The organism is Polynucleobacter sp. MWH-Aus1W21, from assembly GCF_018687275.1.
Lineage (GTDB): Bacteria > Pseudomonadota > Gammaproteobacteria > Burkholderiales > Burkholderiaceae > Polynucleobacter.
This window is the reverse complement of sequence record NZ_CP061287.1, coordinates 403,344-419,543: the sequence shown is the minus strand read 5'-3', so window position 1 is coordinate 419,543 and position 16,200 is coordinate 403,344. Positions and strand designations below refer to the sequence as shown.

At 46.4% G+C, this 16,200-nt stretch carries 18 protein-coding genes; 2 read left to right on the top strand and 16 right to left on the bottom strand.

Going from position 1 to position 16,200, the window contains the following annotated elements; translation table 11 throughout:
• Positions 1-8: 8 nt before the first annotated feature.
• From recO to ICW03_RS02170, 14 genes are all read right to left on the bottom strand, one after another.
• A complete protein-coding gene (gene recO / locus ICW03_RS02235) occupies positions 9-743 on the bottom strand; it encodes a DNA repair protein RecO (protein ID WP_215348543.1) in 735 nt (244 codons plus the stop codon).
• A 5-nt stretch (positions 744-748) separates the two neighbouring features.
• On the bottom strand, positions 749-1,684 hold the full coding sequence (gene era / locus ICW03_RS02230; RefSeq protein ID WP_215348541.1) for a GTPase Era: 936 nt from the start codon (positions 1,682-1,684) through the stop codon (positions 749-751).
• A gap of 2 nt (positions 1,685-1,686) precedes the next feature.
• The gene (gene rnc, locus ICW03_RS02225) at positions 1,687-2,478 is read right to left on the bottom strand and encodes a ribonuclease III (protein ID WP_068322137.1); all 792 of its coding nucleotides are present in this window, start codon (positions 2,476-2,478) and stop codon (positions 1,687-1,689) included.
• 5 nt (positions 2,479-2,483) lie between these two features.
• Complete coding sequence (lepB, locus tag ICW03_RS02220; protein ID WP_215348539.1) at positions 2,484-3,290, bottom strand: signal peptidase I; 807 nt, start codon at positions 3,288-3,290, stop codon at positions 2,484-2,486.
• On the bottom strand, positions 3,290-5,095 hold the full coding sequence (gene lepA, locus ICW03_RS02215) for a translation elongation factor 4 (RefSeq protein ID WP_215348537.1): 1,806 nt from the start codon (positions 5,093-5,095) through the stop codon (positions 3,290-3,292). Before lepA ends, lepB begins: the two co-directional genes overlap by 1 nt.
• A gap of 136 nt (positions 5,096-5,231) precedes the next feature.
• A complete protein-coding gene (locus ICW03_RS02210) occupies positions 5,232-6,680 on the bottom strand; it encodes a DegQ family serine endoprotease (protein WP_251374434.1) in 1,449 nt (482 codons plus the stop codon).
• A 50-nt stretch (positions 6,681-6,730) separates the two neighbouring features.
• Complete coding sequence (fabF, locus tag ICW03_RS02205; RefSeq protein WP_068322121.1) at positions 6,731-7,978, bottom strand: beta-ketoacyl-ACP synthase II; 1,248 nt, start codon at positions 7,976-7,978, stop codon at positions 6,731-6,733.
• 21 nt (positions 7,979-7,999) lie between these two features.
• Positions 8,000-8,239, bottom strand: coding sequence for an acyl carrier protein (acpP, locus tag ICW03_RS02200; protein ID WP_028819177.1), 240 nt, complete (start codon positions 8,237-8,239; stop codon positions 8,000-8,002).
• Between the two features lie 102 nt (positions 8,240-8,341).
• On the bottom strand, positions 8,342-9,085 hold the full coding sequence (fabG, locus tag ICW03_RS02195) for a 3-oxoacyl-ACP reductase FabG (RefSeq protein ID WP_068322118.1): 744 nt from the start codon (positions 9,083-9,085) through the stop codon (positions 8,342-8,344).
• A gap of 41 nt (positions 9,086-9,126) precedes the next feature.
• Complete coding sequence (fabD, locus tag ICW03_RS02190; RefSeq protein WP_215348535.1) at positions 9,127-10,062, bottom strand: ACP S-malonyltransferase; 936 nt, start codon at positions 10,060-10,062, stop codon at positions 9,127-9,129.
• 62 nt (positions 10,063-10,124) lie between these two features.
• Positions 10,125-11,111 (bottom strand): beta-ketoacyl-ACP synthase III, encoded by a 987-nt coding sequence (locus ICW03_RS02185; protein WP_251374433.1) that lies wholly within the window; start codon positions 11,109-11,111, stop codon positions 10,125-10,127.
• Positions 11,108-12,121 carry a phosphate acyltransferase PlsX gene (gene plsX / locus ICW03_RS02180; RefSeq protein WP_215348534.1) on the bottom strand — a complete coding sequence of 338 codons (1,014 nt, stop codon included), beginning with the start codon at positions 12,119-12,121 and terminating at the stop codon, positions 11,108-11,110. Before plsX ends, ICW03_RS02185 begins: the two co-directional genes overlap by 4 nt.
• A gap of 83 nt (positions 12,122-12,204) precedes the next feature.
• Positions 12,205-12,384: a 50S ribosomal protein L32 gene (gene rpmF / locus ICW03_RS02175; protein ID WP_011902241.1), complete on the bottom strand. Its 180-nt coding sequence runs from the start codon at positions 12,382-12,384 to the stop codon at positions 12,205-12,207.
• 105 nt (positions 12,385-12,489) lie between these two features.
• Complete coding sequence (locus ICW03_RS02170) at positions 12,490-13,065, bottom strand: DUF177 domain-containing protein (RefSeq protein ID WP_215348532.1); 576 nt, start codon at positions 13,063-13,065, stop codon at positions 12,490-12,492.
• A 43-nt stretch (positions 13,066-13,108) separates the two neighbouring features.
• Here ICW03_RS02170 and ICW03_RS02165 point away from each other — a divergent pair, with 43 nt between their 5' ends.
• Together ICW03_RS02165 and ICW03_RS02160 are read left to right on the top strand one after the other, a co-directional pair.
• On the top strand, positions 13,109-13,705 hold the full coding sequence (locus tag ICW03_RS02165) for a Maf family nucleotide pyrophosphatase (protein WP_215348530.1): 597 nt from the start codon (positions 13,109-13,111) through the stop codon (positions 13,703-13,705).
• A gap of 27 nt (positions 13,706-13,732) precedes the next feature.
• Complete coding sequence (locus tag ICW03_RS02160; RefSeq protein ID WP_215348529.1) at positions 13,733-14,503, top strand: SAM-dependent methyltransferase; 771 nt, start codon at positions 13,733-13,735, stop codon at positions 14,501-14,503.
• A 48-nt stretch (positions 14,504-14,551) separates the two neighbouring features.
• Here ICW03_RS02160 and ICW03_RS02155 read toward each other — a convergent pair whose 3' ends face one another.
• Positions 14,552-15,499 (bottom strand): S49 family peptidase, encoded by a 948-nt coding sequence (locus ICW03_RS02155; RefSeq protein WP_215348527.1) that lies wholly within the window; start codon positions 15,497-15,499, stop codon positions 14,552-14,554.
• A gap of 11 nt (positions 15,500-15,510) precedes the next feature.
• Entirely contained in the window at positions 15,511-16,191 is a 681-nt protein-coding gene (locus ICW03_RS02150; RefSeq protein ID WP_215348525.1) for an HAD-IA family hydrolase, read from the bottom strand.
• Positions 16,192-16,200 lie beyond the last annotated feature (9 nt).

Below are 16,200 nucleotides of genomic sequence, written 5' to 3'. Positions count from 1 at the left end.
GTAGATTACTAGATTTTCTTCAGATCAATCAAAATTTGACGTGTTGTTAGAACTTGATCCTGTAAATGCAAACCCAACAGAAAACGCATTAACTGCTTACTTTCTGAAAGCGTCTCTGGATCAGAAAAATCCCCAATAGCAATAGCCAAAAGGGATTTTCCAGTCAAAACTGGCCAGTGCCCAGGATCGTCAACTTGAACAGGGCGAACGCCACGCTCAGGCTGATAAACATATTGCTCATGCGCTAATGGCACTTCATCAGTTTCAACGCAGCGATCCAATGCTGCGGCATAACCAGTTTCCTGTAAGAGTGATAACTCAAAAGGACGTAGGATTTCTTCCAACCCTTTAGACTCAAACTCAAGATTCGATAAGGCATTGATGGTTTCTGCATAACGATCGTAGAGTTTTTCGTAATCATCTTCACGCGCTAAAAACTTGACAAGCAGTTCATTCAAATAGAAACCGCAAAGCAAGGCATCACCAACCAAAGAAGGCATACCGCCCACCCACTCTGACTTTGTTAATGTGCGCAACTCTGATTTGCCACTCCAAGACACTAATAAGGGCTGAAAGCGCTGCAATACAGGCCTCAGTGTTGAGTGCGGACGTTTAGCACCCTTAGCAATTAAGGCCATCCGACCATATTGCCGCGTAAAGACATCCAGAATTAAGCTGGTCTCTTTATAGGGAATGCTGTGCAATACAAAAGCAGGCTCGTCAGCAACACGAATCGAGGCCATTGAATTTATTCCAGACCCTGAGCCCGCAGTTCGGCGCGATCATCGGCCCAGCCACGCTTGACTTTTACCCAGGTCTCTAAAAAGACTTTGCCGTCAAAAAGTTTTTCCATGTCGATGCGGGCATCGGTTGAAATCTTTTTGAGGCGCTCACCTTTTTGACCAATGATCATCGCCTTGTGACTATCGCGATCAACCAAAATAGTTGCAGCAATACGGCGCATCTTGCCATCCATCTTGAACTGATCGATAACTACCGTGCTGGTATAAGGCAACTCCTCGCCAGTAAAGCGGAATACTTTTTCTCGCAAAATCTCAGCGGCCAAGAATCGCTCACTGCGATCAGTAATAGTGTCACCATCGTATACAGCTGGCGCCTCAGGTAAATAACCTTCAAGAACATCCAGCAATCTCTCAATGTCCCCTGGGCTCTTCGCGCTCATCGGAACAATTTCAGCAAACTCGCATTTTTGGTCTTCATGACCGCCTAATTCACACCAAGGGCGAGCCATGTCTTTAATAAAGTTGAGTAGGGCCTGATCGCGCTCTGATGGCGTCTGGAAGCGACTATTAAACAAGTCCAACTTATTAAGGACCAGCACAACCGGTAAATCATCCGGTAGCAACTTCAAAACTTTTTTATCATCTTCACCAAAGTAACCAGCCTCAACCACAAAGCAAGCCACATTCACATCCTGTAATGCAGTCGTTACTGTGCGATTAAGTGCTTTGTTTAAGGTATTCATCAGACGCGTCTGAAAACCTGGGGTATCAATAAAAATAAACTGGGCTTCTTCGCGATTTTGAATTCCCAAAATGCGATGGCGTGTCGTTTGAGCCTTGCGAGAAGTAATGCTGATCTTTTGACCAACCAAAGCATTAAGCAATGTTGATTTACCCATATTAGGACGCCCAACAATGGCGATGGTGCCGCATCTAAACACGATTAGCCCTTTAGCTTAAGATTGAACTGCTCTTCGGTCACTTCTTTTTTTGCTGCTTTCTTTTTTGCTGACCGAGTTTTCTTGGGTTTACGAGACTCTTGTGGCAAAGCCTTAAGCATTGCTATTAAAGCCAGCTTAGCCGCAGCCTGCTCAGCAGCACGACGTGAAGCGCCCTCGCCCTTGACTGCCACCTTATGACTTGGAATTAAACATTCCACCTCAAATTGCTGGTTATGCGCAGCTCCAGTAGTGCCTGTAACGTTATAAGCCGGTAAAGGCAACTGATAGCTCTGCAAACATTCTTGTAAAAGTGTTTTATCGTCTTTACCCAAGGTTTTTGGATCGACGTGCTCCAAGATGATGGAGTAGAGCTTGCGCAAGCTTGCCTTAGCTGCTTCAAAACCACCATCCATAAAAATCGCACCAGTAACAGCCTCCAAGGTATCGGCAAGGATGGATGGACGACGAAATCCCCCGCTCTTCAACTCACCTTCGCCTAGGCGCAAGTAGTCTGATAATGAAAGGGTTTGGGCGATTTCATATAAAGCTTGTTGCTTTACCAAATTCGCACGCACACGAGATAAATCGCCTTCATCCAAATCCGAGTAACGCTCATAGAGCATTTCAGCAACAACGCAATTGAGGATAGAATCGCCTAGAAATTCCAAGCGCTCATTATTTTTTTTGCTATGACTTCGGTGAGTTAAAGCTTGATTCAGTAACTCTGGCTTCTTGAAGGTGTAGCCGAGGCGCTCTTGCAGCGGTCCAGTTTCGATAACGGCGCGCGCATTCATGATATTTACTCGAATCCGCCTATACGACCAAGATTACCGAGGTTAAGCCAAACAAAGAAGGCTTTACCCACAATATTTTTATCCGGCACAAAGCCCCAATAACGAGAGTCGGCACTGTTATCGCGGTTATCGCCCATCGCGAAATAGTGACCTGCTGGCACCTTACAAGTCATACCCGATTGTTGATATTGGCAGAATTCAGAACCCGGAAAACGCTCAGTCGGAAAAACCGTAGCTGGACGGTCTGGATCATTGAGAATCTCATGACGATTGCCGCCTAAGTCCGCAGGGAATGATTCAGTAAAACGCTTGGCATAGCGCATATTCTCTGGATCGAGATAAGGCTCACCACCACTGTATTGCAATGGCTGACCATTAATAATTAGGCGCTTGTTCTCATAGGTGATTTCATCACCCGGCAGCGCTACTACGCGCTTGATGTAGTCAACTGACTCATCACGTGGGTAGCGAAACACCACGACATCACCACGCTTAGGCGTACCTAGGTCGACTACTTTTTGATTGAGCACTGGTAGACGAATCCCATAGGTAAATTTATTTACCAAAATGAAATCACCGATTTGTAAAGTCGGAATCATCGAACCAGAAGGAATCTTAAAAGGCTCTGCAATGAAGGAGCGCAACACAAATACTGCGCATATGACTGGGAAGAAACCAGCGGTGTACTCAAGCCATAAAGGCATACGATCATTGCCCGCTAAACGCCTTTGTGGAGCAAAGTGCAATTTATCAGCAACCCAGGCAATACCAGAAATTATCACCAGGATAAAAAGGACTAGAGCAAAGTTCATTAATCTTCCACCTGCAAAATCGCTAAGAAGGCCTCTTGTGGAATCTCCACATTACCCACCTGCTTCATACGCTTCTTACCTTCTTTTTGCTTCTCTAATAGCTTGCGCTTACGGGAGATATCGCCACCATAGCACTTAGCCAGAACGTTCTTGCGTAACGCTTTGACGTTTTCACGAGCAACAATATTGCTACCAATCGCTGCCTGAATTGCCACATCAAACATTTGACGAGGAATGATGCCGCGCATCTTCGCCACAACTTCACGACCACGATGTTGGCTATTACTACGGTGAACAATCACAGAGAGAGCATCAACACGTTCGCTATTAATGAGGATGTCAACTTTCACCACATCTGCTGGACGATATTCTTTGAACTCATAATCCATAGAAGCATAGCCACGTGAGATTGATTTCATTTTGTCAAAGAAATCCAAAACGATCTCAGCCATCGGCAACTCATAAGTAAGCTTGACCTGACGACCTAGATAATTCATATCCATCTGGATACCACGCTTACCAACACACAAAGTAATAATGGAGCCCACATACTCTTGGGGCATATACAAATTGACTGTCACGATAGGCTCAAGAATTGTGTTGATCTTGCTAGCCTCAGGCATCTTCGACGGATTATCAACAGAAATAATAGAGCCGTCGGATTGCTCGACCTGGTACACCACCGTTGGAGCGGTAGTGATGAGATTCATCCCATACTGACGTTCTAAACGCTCTTGCACAATCTCCATGTGTAATAAACCCAGGAAGCCGCAGCGGAATCCGAATCCAAGTGCCTGCGATACCTCTGGTTCATATAAGAGTGAAGCATCGTTGAGTTGTAGCTTTTCCAAGGACTCTCGGAGCTGATCGTACTCGCTCGATTCAACTGGATATAAACCAGCGAATACTTGCGGCTTCACTTCTTTAAATCCAGGCAATGGCTCAGCCGCTGGCACGCGACCTTGTTGTCCAGGAGAATGCGTGACGGTATCACCAACCTTAGCTGCTTTTAATTCTTTAATGCCAGCAATGACAAAACCTACCTGACCAGCAGATAACTCAGGACGATCTACCGACTTCGGACTAAATACGCCTACATGCTCGACCAAATGACTAGAGCCATTAGCCATTAAAGTAATTTTTTCTTTTGGTTTTAAGGTGCCGTTCACAACACGCACCAGCATGACAACACCAACATAGTTATCAAACCAAGAGTCAATAATGAGAGCTTGTAATGGATCGGCCGCGTTTCCTGTTGGCGGAGGTACTCTGGCAATCATCTCCTCGATCACATCCACAACGCCCATACCTGTTTTAGCTGAGCAGGTGACCGCTTCCGATGCGTCAATACCAATCACATCTTCAATTTCTTTTTTAGCGCGATCGGGATCGGCTTGCGGCAAGTCGATCTTATTCAGTACCGGCACTACTTCAACGCCCAACTCGAGAGCCATGTAACAGTTAGCAACTGTTTGCGCCTCAACGCCTTGGCTAGCATCGACCACCAATAAAGCACCCTCACAAGCAGACAAAGAACGACTGACCTCATAGGAGAAGTCAACGTGGCCTGGGGTATCAATGAGATTGATGTTGTAGATCTTGCCGTCTTTGGCTTTGTAATTTAAAGCAGCGGTTTGCGCCTTAATCGTGATGCCACGCTCACGCTCAATATCCATTGAGTCGAGTACCTGAGCTTCCATTTCGCGATCAGAAAGACCGCCACACAGTTGAATAATGCGATCAGCAAGCGTAGATTTGCCGTGATCGATATGGGCGATGATAGAAAAATTGCGGATTAAATCCATAGCGTCTTAATAGGTCATTCAAAAAACGCCTTGTCAGAACGCACCACAATGATGCGCTGCAAAAAGCCGTCTTAAAGTGATTGTAATGGGTGGCGCCCAAAAGGCGCCAAACCCCATTTCTAATCTCAAAATAGGGTTATTTGGGCCTTACAGGCACTACCAAAGTGCTATCAGCGCGGCGTATAAAGACCGGGACGGCCTTGCTAGCATCCAGACCCTTAACCAGAGCCTCAAATTGCTTAACACTCGCAATATCTGCGTCTGCAACCCGAATAATGACATCGCCAGGACGAATTCCAGCTCTAGCCAAGGGGCCTTCCCCTAAACCAGTAACCTCAACCCCGCCCTTAATATTCAAGTCCTTCTTTTTACTATCGGATAGCTCACTTACAGCCACCCCAAGAGTATTGGCGCTACTAGCGTTTGCAGCTGGAGCATCAGACTTCTTATTTGCTGCTTGAGTGGATTCCGCATCGGTTACCGTGACTGTTAAATCTCGAGTTCCACCTTTACGCCAAACTTGCACCGGCACTGAAGTGCCAGGCTTAGTTTCACCAACCACTCTTGGCAAATCAGTTGATTTAGCAATATCGCGCCCATTAAAGCCCAAGATCACATCGCCGGACTCAATGCCACCTGCAGCAGCTGGACCGCCTGGTTCAACATTACGAACGTATGCGCCGCGAGGTTTACCTAAACCTAAACTCTCAGCCACATCCTTAGTCATTTCACCCAAAGCAACACCAATACGGCCACGAGTCATCTTGCCGTTCGTACGCAATTGATCCGCAACACGGATTGCCTCATCAATTGGAATAGCAAAGGAAATTCCCATATAGCCACCAGAGCGACTAAAGATTTGTGAGTTAATGCCGATCACTTGACCGGCTGTATTTAATAAAGGGCCGCCAGAATTTCCTGGGTTTACAGCAACGTCCGTTTGAATGAATGGCAAATAGTCGCCAGTATCCCGACTCTTAGCAGACACAATCCCTGCGGTGACCGTATTCTCAAGGCCAAACGGTGAGCCAATCGCCAGAACCCATTCACCTACGCGCACTCTTGAAGAGTCGCCCAAAGGCAGTTTAGGTAAATCACGGGCATCAATTTTGACAACCGCCACATCAGTACGTTTATCCATGCCGAGTAACTTGGCTTTGAATTCACGTTTATCAGTTAAGGTCACATAGATCGTAGTAGCACCTTCCACTACGTGAGCGTTAGTCAAAATTAATCCATTGGATTCAATAATGAAACCGGAACCTACTCCACGATCGGCCTCTTGTGGTTTGCCTGGATTTGGTTGCGCTTGTTTTGGGCTATTCGGAAGTCCAGGAATGGGTACGCCAAAGAAGCGACGGAAAAATTCCGCCTGCTCTTCAGGCATTCCAGGAATGCCGCCTTGAGCTTGTTGCGCAACTACTTTCTCAGTGGTGCGAATATTCACCACCGCTGGACTGGCACGCTCAACTAAATCAGCAAAATCAGGAATCGTTACTCGAGGATTTTGCGCCGAGACAGGTGGAGTAAATGCAAACTGCCCAAGACTAAGAATAGTCATGAGCGCAATTAAGTACTTTTTCATAATGCTATAGACCTACTTGGTAAAGACCAACAATGGAGATACTAAGAATATTAGGTCAGTTTGCCAAAAATCAAGGTACCGTTAGTACCCCCAAAGCCAAAATTGTTTTTGACTGCATGGTCTATCTTCACATCCCTAGCGGTATTGGCGCAGTAATCCAAATCACACTCAGGGTCCTGATTGAAGATGTTGATAGTAGGTGGCGACTTCTGGTTATGGAGGGCCAGAATCGTAAATACAGACTCCAAGCCGCCAGCGCCGCCCAAAAGGTGGCCGGTCATCGACTTAGTAGAGTTAATTAAAGCCTTTTTGGCATGATCGCCCAAAGCAGCTTTGATGGCCTCGGTTTCGTTCTTGTCACCCAAAGGCGTAGAAGTTCCGTGAGCGTTGAGGTATTGAATCTGATCTGGATTGAGCTTGGCGTCGCGCATTGCATTGACCATACAACGACGTGGGCCATCCATATTTGGAGCAGTCATGTGATATGCATCACCACTCATACCAAAGCCGAGTAGCTCACAATAAATTTTTGCACCACGTGCTTTTGCATGTTCATACTCTTCGAGCACTACAACACCAGCACCTTCACCGAGAACAAAACCATCGCGGTCTTTATCCCAAGGACGTGATGCAGTTGCAGGATCATCGTTACGTGTTGAGAGCGCTCTTGCGGAAGCAAAACCACCAACACCTAAAGCAGAGATTGTTGATTCAGCGCCACCAGCAACCATCACATCAGCATCACCGTATTGAATTAAACGCGCTGCCAAACCAATGCTGTGCAAACCAGTTGTGCAAGCAGTAACCGCAGCAACGTTTGGACCTTTAAGACCAAACAAAATGCTGAGGTGACCTGAAATCATATTGATGATCGAACCCGGAACAAAGAAAGGTGAAATACGACGAGGGCCACGAGCCAAGAGCTCAGCTCCAGTTTCCTCAATCATTGGCAAGCCGCCGATACCGGAGCCAACCATGACACCTACGCGTTCCGCGTTTTGTTCGGTGATCTCTAAACCACTATCGCGAAGTGCTTGCGTACCAGCAGCGATACCGTAATGGATAAAGGTATCCATATGACGCGCTTCTTTGGCAGAAACATATTCTTCGACGTTGAAATCTTTCACCTCTCCAGCGAAATGAACGCTAAGCGGAGTGTGGTCAAACTTGGTGATGGTAGCAATGCCTGATTTGCCCGCGAGCAAATTAGACCAAGCTACATCAACTGAATTACCAACAGGTGAGATGAGGCCAAGGCCGGTTACTACTACCCGGCGTCGGCCGTTTGATGCTGACACAGTAATACCTAGGCTAGGGAATTAACCCTGAGCTTTTGATTTAGCGAAGTCGATCGCGAGCTGAACTGTGGTGATCTTCTCAGCTTCCTCATCAGGAATTTCGATGCCGAATTCATCTTCCAAAGCCATAACCAACTCAACAGTGTCAAGAGAGTCAGCGCCCAAGTCGTTCACGAAAGAAGATTCATTCTTGATGTCTCCTTCTGCGACGCCTAATTGCTCAGCGACGATTTTCTTAACGCGTTGTTCGATGTTGTCCATTAATTTCCCCAGGGGTTGTAAAAAACGATGAAAAGGATTTTATCAGTTTGGCGGACCGAATTAGCAAATTCGCCTAAAAATGACCAAATCCTTGCTTTGCCGTTAGGCTAAATAGAGTCCGCCATTGACGTGTAGGGTATTACCCGTAATATAGCCAGCAGCTGGAGAGGCCAAAAATGCCACTGCCTGAGCCACATCCTCAGGGCTACCCAACCTAGCCAAGGGAATATTCACTTTTAGGGCATTTTGCTGCTCTTCGCTCAAGGCGCGGGTCATATCAGTATCAATAAATCCAGGAGCCACACAATTAACAGTGATGTTACGGCTACCGATTTCGCGAGCTAAAGCGCGCGTCATACCAGATACGCCTGCTTTTGCAGCAGCATAGTTTGCTTGGCCAGGATTTCCCATATGTCCAACGATAGAGGTGATATTGATAATACGGCCGCCACGAGCCTTCATCATCGGACGCATCACAGCTTGAGAAAGACGGAAAACTGAACTGAGGTTGGTATCAATCACATCAGTCCACTCATCTGACTTCATGCGCATGGCCAAGTTATCACGAGTAATGCCAGCGTTATTTACCAAGATATTGATGCCGCCATACTCTTTCACGATCAAATCAATAATTTCTTCGCAAGCGTTTGGCGCAGTGACATTTAATACCTTACCTGCACCACCGGATGCTTTTAACCGCTCGTCAATGGCTTTAGCTCCACTCTCAGATGTGGCGGTTCCAATCACTTTGGCGCCGCACTTAACTAACTCATCCGCAATTGCTTGACCAATACCGCGTGATGCGCCAGTTACCAAAGCAATTTGCCCACTTAAGTCGAGATTCATATTTGTCTTCCGATGTTATATTTATTTCTGTAATCTGGATTTTATTTAAGGCTTGCGAGAACTTCAGTCAAGCTAGCTTCGTCAAACACTGGCACACCAGTCACTTGATCATTAATACGCTTGGTAAGCCCGGCCAGCACTTTTCCTGGACCGCACTCCACTACCTGAGTAATACCTTGACCAGCCATTGCTTGAATAGTCTCTTGCCAACGCACTGGCTTAGCAGCTTGGCGTACTAAAGCCTCTTTAATGGCGCTTGGATCATTCAGGATTTCAACATCCACGTTATTAATTACCGAAATAGTTGGGATATTAAATTTGATGTTTGCCAAATAGCCTTGAAGTTTTTCTGATGCAGGCTGCAACAAAGAAGAATGGAAAGGTGCAGAGACGGGCAATGGCAGCGCACGTTTAGCGCCAGCAGCTTTTAATAGCTCACATGCTTTGGTAACAGCGTCGCTTGCACCAGCAATCACAACTTGTCCAGGAGCATTGAAATTCACCGCCTCAACAACGCCGCCTGATACAGCGCTAGCTTCAGCACAAACTTGAATCACCGTTGCGTCATCTAATCCCAAAATAGCTGCCATGCCGCCAGTACCAACCGGTACTGCGCTTTGCATTGCTTCAGCACGAAAACGCACCAATGGAACTGCGTCTTTAAAAGAAATGACACCAGAAGCAACCAAGGCAGAGTACTCACCCAGGCTATGACCTGCCATCACCTTAGGCGCGGAGCCGCCTGCTGCCAACCAGGCGCGATAGAAAGCAACGCCAGCCGTCAACATCACAGGCTGCGTATTGGTAGTTAATGCCAAAGCCTCGGCAGGGCCTTCAGCAATCAGCTTTGCAACATCCTCACCCAAGGCTTCAGAAGCTTCTTGTAAGGTTGCACGCACTTCTGAGCGCTGCGCAATGGAGTTGAGCATGCCAACTGATTGAGAACCTTGACCTGGGAATACGAATGCAAATGTCATGTGATTAATTCGCTAAAGAAAAAGAAATTAAAGAAATGAATAAATAAAAGAGTGAATTGTTCTTAATATTTAATGGCAACTGCACCCCATGCAAAACCACCACCAACACCCTCCAACAAGAGATGTTGACCACGCTTAATCTGTCCGGATCGCACACCAGAATCTAGTGCCAACGGAATCGATGCGGCGGAAGTATTGCCATGCTCATGCACAGTTACGATGACTCTATCCATAGACATGCCCATCTTCTTGGCCGTGCCTTCCATGATGCGAATATTTGCTTGATGAGGAACTAACCAGTCGATCTGTTCTGGCTTGAGGTTGGCTTTATCCAAAGCTTCATGAGCCACTTGCTCTAAGACCTTCACCGCCAACTTAAATACTGCCGGACCATCCATTGTCATAAATGGAGAGCCGTGTACTTCGCCGTTTCCTGCTCGTCCCGGAACGCACAAAATATCTCGTTGACTGCCGTCAGCATGCAATGCCGTGGAAAGAATGCCAGCTTCTTTGGAAGCCTCGAGCACAACCGCTCCAGCGCCATCGCCGAACAAGACACAAGTTCCGCGATCCTCGAAATTGAGAATGCGTGAGAAGGTCTCAGCACCAATCACCAATACTTTTTTGTAAGATCCCGAACGAATAAAGGCATCTGCAATAGCAAGTGCATAAGTAAAGCCGGCACAAACAGCCTGCACATCAAATGCTGCACAAGAAGTATGCGCACCTAATTTATCTTGAACCACACAAGCAGTACTTGGAAACCCGCCCAAATGATCAGGTGTGGAAGTTGCTAAAATAATGAGGTCTAGATCTTCAGAAGTAATACCGGCAGATGTGAGGGCTGCTTGCGCTGCTTTTACAGCTAGATCACTTGTGAGTTCATTCTCAGCCGCAAAGTGACGTGCAGAAATACCGCTACGCGTCTTAATCCATTCGTCACTAGTCTCCAGGCCAGTTTTGGCGAGACGCTCCACTAAGTCCTGATTGGTTAGGCGTAGTTCAGGAAGATAGCTTCCAGTACCAGCTACTCTTGCAAAGATACTCATACTTTTGTCTCCACCACAAAGGCTGCGGCAATACGCTCTACCATGCGATTCTTTGCTGCTTCATATGCACGATCCAGAGCAAAACCAAATGCAAAACGATCGGCAGATCCATGACTCTTGATCACGCAACCGCGCAAACCTAACAATACCGCACCGTTATAACGACGATGATCAACACGCTTACGTACTCTGAGTAAAGGAACCATTGCGCAAACAGCCATGATCTTAGTCATCAATGAGCGATTAAATTCTTCACGAATCATTCCACTCATCATCTTAGCCAAGCCTTCACTAGCCTTTAGCACCACGTTACCCACAAAGCCATCACACACCACGATATCAGTGGTGCCCTTAAAGATGTCATTACCTTCTACGTTGCCATAAAAGTTTAAGGAGGTTTGACGCAGCAGCTCGCTGGTTTGCTTCACCACTTCGTTGCCCTTAATCACTTCTTCACCGATATTAAGAAGACCAATCGAAGGGTTTTGCTTGCCATCCACCACTTGAACCATCACGTTTGCCATCTGGGCAAACTGAACTAAGTGCATTGGTTCGCAGTCAGCATTAGCGCCCAGATCCAGCATGGTCGTGCCACGCCCTAATTCATTAGGAATAGCAGTAGCAATCGCAGGGCGATCAACGCCCTCAAGGGTTTTTAAGATGTAGCGGGAAATTGCCATGAGTGCACCAGTATTACCGGATGAGATGACTGCATCGGCAGCGCCCTCTTTTACTTGCTCAATAGCAATGCGCATTGAAGAATCTTTTTTGCGACGCAAAGCAATCTCGATCGGATCATCCATCAAGACAACTTCACTGGCGGGAATAATTTGAATTCGCTCCATCAGAGCTTGAGGAGATTTACTTAAGACTTGCTTGATTAAATCGGGATCGCCTACCAAGGCAATCTTCACATCTGCATGTTTTTCTAGAAAATCGCAGGCAGCTGGAACCGTCACGACGACTCCATGATCTCCGCCCATGGCATCAATAGCAAGAGTAACGCTCATAAACTCATTGGTTGCTGCAAGTGATTTATCCAAGAAAAAAGCGGCTTTTACTGGAGCCGCTTCTATCTGTTTAGACTAAAAAATTAGTCGTTTTTAGTTTTAACAACTTTACGACCACGATAGTAGCCGTTAGGTGAAATGTGGTGGCGCAAATGAGCCTCACCAGTTGTGGCTTCAACAGCCGTAGCAGGTGCGGTCAAAAAGTCGTGCGCACGGTGCATGCCACGTTTGGAAGGTGATTTTTTGTTTTGTTGAACGGCCATATTGAACTCCTAAGCAAGGCGACATTCTAGCATGGAAAAGCACCTAAATGCTTGATTTATTAACAAAAGGCGCCCAAAACAACAATTGAAATATCGGCACTGGTTTCAGTTTTTCTTCATATTTTTCAATATGTTAAAGGGATTTTCACGCTCATTTGACACCTCTTCATCGCCCTCTTCACCAAAAGTAGAGGCATGCGGCTCACAAAAGCCCTCTGGATGCTTAGGAATCAGGGGTAAAGACAGCAAAACCTCATCCTCAATGGTTTCAAGGAGGTTGAAATGCTGATTTACGACCAACGGCTCTTGATCCTCATCCTCAATTGGGTAGTCATCCGCCTCAGCATCAGTCAAAACTAGGATAAAACGACGCTTTTCATCCAAATCCACTGCGCAATCCTGCAAACAACGCTGGCAGACCAGGTGCAGACGGCCTTTTAGCCCTAAATCAAGGATTTGATGCGGCTCACTGCCGAGAGAATCCTCAAAATGCGTTTGAACTGACCAGTCAAACCCGTCACCTGAATTGATGCATGAAGCCTCCTCTGCCACTCTGGGCAAATCCTGGATGCTTAAAAATCCAGCGCCCTTATAGGATTGGGGTGCGCAAAAATCAACCCTCTTTAATGCGCTAGGCTTAGAAGATAGTTCGACTTGGGGTAAAAGTTGATTACGATTCATAGCATCAGTCTAAATGAAGCAGTACTAGAAAGCACAGAACACGATGAGCAGTTTCCAAAACCCACCCTTAATTCTGGCGTCTACCTCCAGATATCGCCGCGAACTATTGGAGCGTCTGCGCATTCCTTTTGAAGTCATTTCACCAAAAGTAGATGAAACACCCCTTACTGGCGAGAGCACCCTAGATTTAGCAATGCGTCTCGCGCATGCAAAAGCAGCTGCGGTTGCCAAAGAACATCCTGATACCTGGGTGATTGGATCTGATCAAGTTGCAGATCTTTGTGGCGCAGCGATTGGCAAGCCAGGTAATTTCGAACGCGCACTAGCGCAACTACAACTCATGCGTGGTCAAACAGTCATTTTTCAAACGGCTCTGTGCTTAATGAAAGGTGATACCCAAACTACTTTATGCGCTCCTACCGAAGTCACCTTTCGCAAACTTCCAGATAATGTCTTAGAGGACTACCTACTAGCTGAGGAACCTTATGATTGCGCTGGTAGCGCCAAATCTGAAGGCCTCGGTATTAGTCTGCTGGAATCCATTAAGAGCGATGATCCTACTGCACTTATTGGTCTTCCACTTATTGCATTAACAGGCTTACTGCGCGATGCAGGATTTGCAATTCCGTCAAAAAACTAAGTAATACAAAAATAAAAGAAGTCACCCATGAGCAAACTCGGCACTCTGTACTTAGTTCCAAACACCTTGGGTGATGATGGCCGTGTAGAGCAATTGCCATGGGTGCTGCCATCCGAAACTATTACGCAATCAGCCAAGCTAAAACATTGGATTGTGGAAGACGCAAAAACAGCGCGCGCTCTATTAAAAGCAATTGATTCTGTTTCACCATTAGCCTGCACTATTCAAGAAATGCAGATGAGCGAATGGCGCGGTGCAGCGCGCAACGCTAAGTATGGCGACTCCGTAAAACCTGCAGATTTACTCAAACCTTTGCTTGCTGGACATGACATGGGATTGATGTCAGAAGCAGGTGTGCCTGGAGTTGCAGATCCTGGTGCAGAGTTGGTGCTGGCAGCTCACAAACTGGGCGCCAGAGTCAAACCACTAGTTGGCCCTAGCTCTATCTTGTTAGGCCTGATGGCTAGCGGACTCAATGGTCAGCGTTTTGCATTTCAGGGATACCTACCGCATGACACCCATGAGCGCATAGCAAAGTTAAAGCAATTAGAAGTAGAGTCTCGTAAATTACAACAAACACAAATTTGGATTGAGACACCTTATCGCAATACAGCTATGCTGATGGCTTGCATCAATTCATTAGCTCCGCAAAGTTTGTTATGTCTTGGGGTGGATCTCAGCCTACCCTCAGAAATGATCACCACACTATCCATTGCCGATTGGCGTAAACGCTACCCGAATGAAGCTGCGTGTGCCTCATTACAAAATAGGCCAACAGTATTTCTACTATTGGCCTAAGTCTTGAATACTTTAGTTTTGCTTTTTGCGTTTTGCTTTTTGCTTCTTTTATTTCAAATCAGGTGTCTTTACCAACGCCTTACCAGCAGCAGCACCAGCCTCAGCTCCAAAGCGTTTAGCAACACGCTCAGCAAAGTTTTCTTTCATGGTGTAGTCCAGAATATCGGGCGCCTTAAAGATATCGCGCGCAACTGTATCAACCGTGCCATAACCATCTGCTAAGCCAATCTTGACTGCTTGCTCGCCATTCCAGATGCGTCCAGAAAATAAATCTGGAACTTCTTTTAAGCGATCGCCTCGCCCTTCTTTAACTACCGCAATAAATTGTTGATGAATTTCATCAATCATGGTTCTCACCATTTCGACTTGCTTGGGATCTTCTTTGCTAAACGGATCTAACATGCCTTTGTTTGAGCCCGAAGTAATCATGCGGCGAGTCACACCTAATTTATCCATCAAACCTGTAAAACCAAAGCCTTCCATGATCACACCAATGGATCCTACCAAGCTTGCCTTGTCTACCAGGATTTGATCTGCCGCTACAGCAACGTAGTAGCCACCTGATGCGCAGATATCTTCCACCACTACATAAAATGGTTTTTTGGGATACAGCTTGCGCAGGCGATGAATCTCATCATTAATCATGCCTGCCTGAACCGGCGATCCACCGGGACTATTGATGCGTAATACAACGCCCGCACTGCTTTCATTCTCAAACGCTGCCAACAAGGATGAATTGACATCCATTGCATTAGCCATTGAGCTCGAGGAGATCTCTCCTTCAAGAGTGACTAGCGCGGTATGTTTTTCAACCCCCATTCCTTTGCCTGGCAGATGAAAATCAAATATCGATAGCAAGACGCCCACGATCACCAGCAAAGTCAGAACTCGCAATACAGCCTTCCAACGGCGCGCTTTACGAGTCTCTTTTAAATTCTCCAACAAGAGATGCTCTAGAGCTTGACGCTCCCAATTTGGGTTTGGATTGTTTTCCATCTTCTACTTCCTTAGTGTTGCAGGTTATTTTTAAGCCATTGAGAGAGTTGCGCAACATCATCAACATGAGTCAATGATGGCGATTCTTTCAGAGTGCTTGGGGGATGGGCGCCATAAGTAACGGCTACAGCATCTACTCCAGCGTTAGCCGCCATATCTAAGTCGTGAGTGGTATCACCAATCATGAGCATGCGGCGCGTAGGCACCTGAGTTACATCCGATAACTCTAACAACATCCCTGGATGAGGCTTAGAGAATGACTCATCGGCTGTACGGGTCTCATGAAAGAGATGGCCGATTTGATGGTGTTTGAGCGAACGATCTAAACCTACGCGAGATTTACCGGTAGCGACACCTAATAAATATTGTTGGGCATGCAATTCTTCTAAAAGTTCACGAATACCAACAAACAAATCGAGCTCGTGATCTTTTGCTAAATAGTGATAGCGAAAACGTTCAGTCAGCTTTTGAAAATGAATCGGCTCAACCCAAGGAACTGCTCTCCTTAATGAATCCTGTATTCCCAAGCCAATCACTGAACTTGCTAGGGTGTCATCTGGCGCCTTAAAGCCCAAATCGCGACAAGCTTGCTGAATGCAATGCACGATCGTTGGTGTGGAATCCATAATAGTTCCATCCCAGTCCCAAACAATCAGGTCATAAGGTCGATTAGATTTACTTGTTTGAGGCATATTGATTTT

What these genes read in the sequence shown, in the direction of transcription:
- ICW03_RS02210 (WP_251374434.1), bottom strand. Translation starts at nt 6,680, where the DNA reads ATGAAAAAGTACTTAATTGCGCTCATGACTATTCTTAGTCTTGGGCAG.
- plsX (WP_215348534.1), bottom strand. Translation starts at nt 12,121, where the DNA reads ATGAGCGTTACTCTTGCTATTGATGCCATGGGCGGAGATCATGGAGTC.
- rpmF (WP_011902241.1), bottom strand. Translation starts at nt 12,384, where the DNA reads ATGGCCGTTCAACAAAACAAAAAATCACCTTCCAAACGTGGCATGCAC.
- lepB (WP_215348539.1), bottom strand. Translation starts at nt 3,290, where the DNA reads ATGAACTTTGCTCTAGTCCTTTTTATCCTGGTGATAATTTCTGGTATT.
- fabD (WP_215348535.1), bottom strand. Translation starts at nt 10,062, where the DNA reads ATGACATTTGCATTCGTATTCCCAGGTCAAGGTTCTCAATCAGTTGGC.
- ICW03_RS02185 (WP_251374433.1), bottom strand. Translation starts at nt 11,111, where the DNA reads ATGAGTATCTTTGCAAGAGTAGCTGGTACTGGAAGCTATCTTCCTGAA.
- acpP (WP_028819177.1), bottom strand. Translation starts at nt 8,239, where the DNA reads ATGGACAACATCGAACAACGCGTTAAGAAAATCGTCGCTGAGCAATTA.
- lepA (WP_215348537.1), bottom strand. Translation starts at nt 5,095, where the DNA reads ATGGATTTAATCCGCAATTTTTCTATCATCGCCCATATCGATCACGGC.
- rnc (WP_068322137.1), bottom strand. Translation starts at nt 2,478, where the DNA reads ATGAATGCGCGCGCCGTTATCGAAACTGGACCGCTGCAAGAGCGCCTC.
- ICW03_RS02165 (WP_215348530.1), top strand. Translation starts at nt 13,109, where the DNA reads ATGAGCAGTTTCCAAAACCCACCCTTAATTCTGGCGTCTACCTCCAGA.
- ICW03_RS02170 (WP_215348532.1), bottom strand. Translation starts at nt 13,065, where the DNA reads ATGAATCGTAATCAACTTTTACCCCAAGTCGAACTATCTTCTAAGCCT.
- fabG (WP_068322118.1), bottom strand. Translation starts at nt 9,085, where the DNA reads ATGAATCTCGACTTAAGTGGGCAAATTGCTTTGGTAACTGGCGCATCA.
- ICW03_RS02155 (WP_215348527.1), bottom strand. Translation starts at nt 15,499, where the DNA reads ATGGAAAACAATCCAAACCCAAATTGGGAGCGTCAAGCTCTAGAGCAT.
- recO (WP_215348543.1), bottom strand. Translation starts at nt 743, where the DNA reads ATGGCCTCGATTCGTGTTGCTGACGAGCCTGCTTTTGTATTGCACAGC.
- ICW03_RS02150 (WP_215348525.1), bottom strand. Translation starts at nt 16,191, where the DNA reads ATGCCTCAAACAAGTAAATCTAATCGACCTTATGACCTGATTGTTTGG.
- ICW03_RS02160 (WP_215348529.1), top strand. Translation starts at nt 13,733, where the DNA reads ATGAGCAAACTCGGCACTCTGTACTTAGTTCCAAACACCTTGGGTGAT.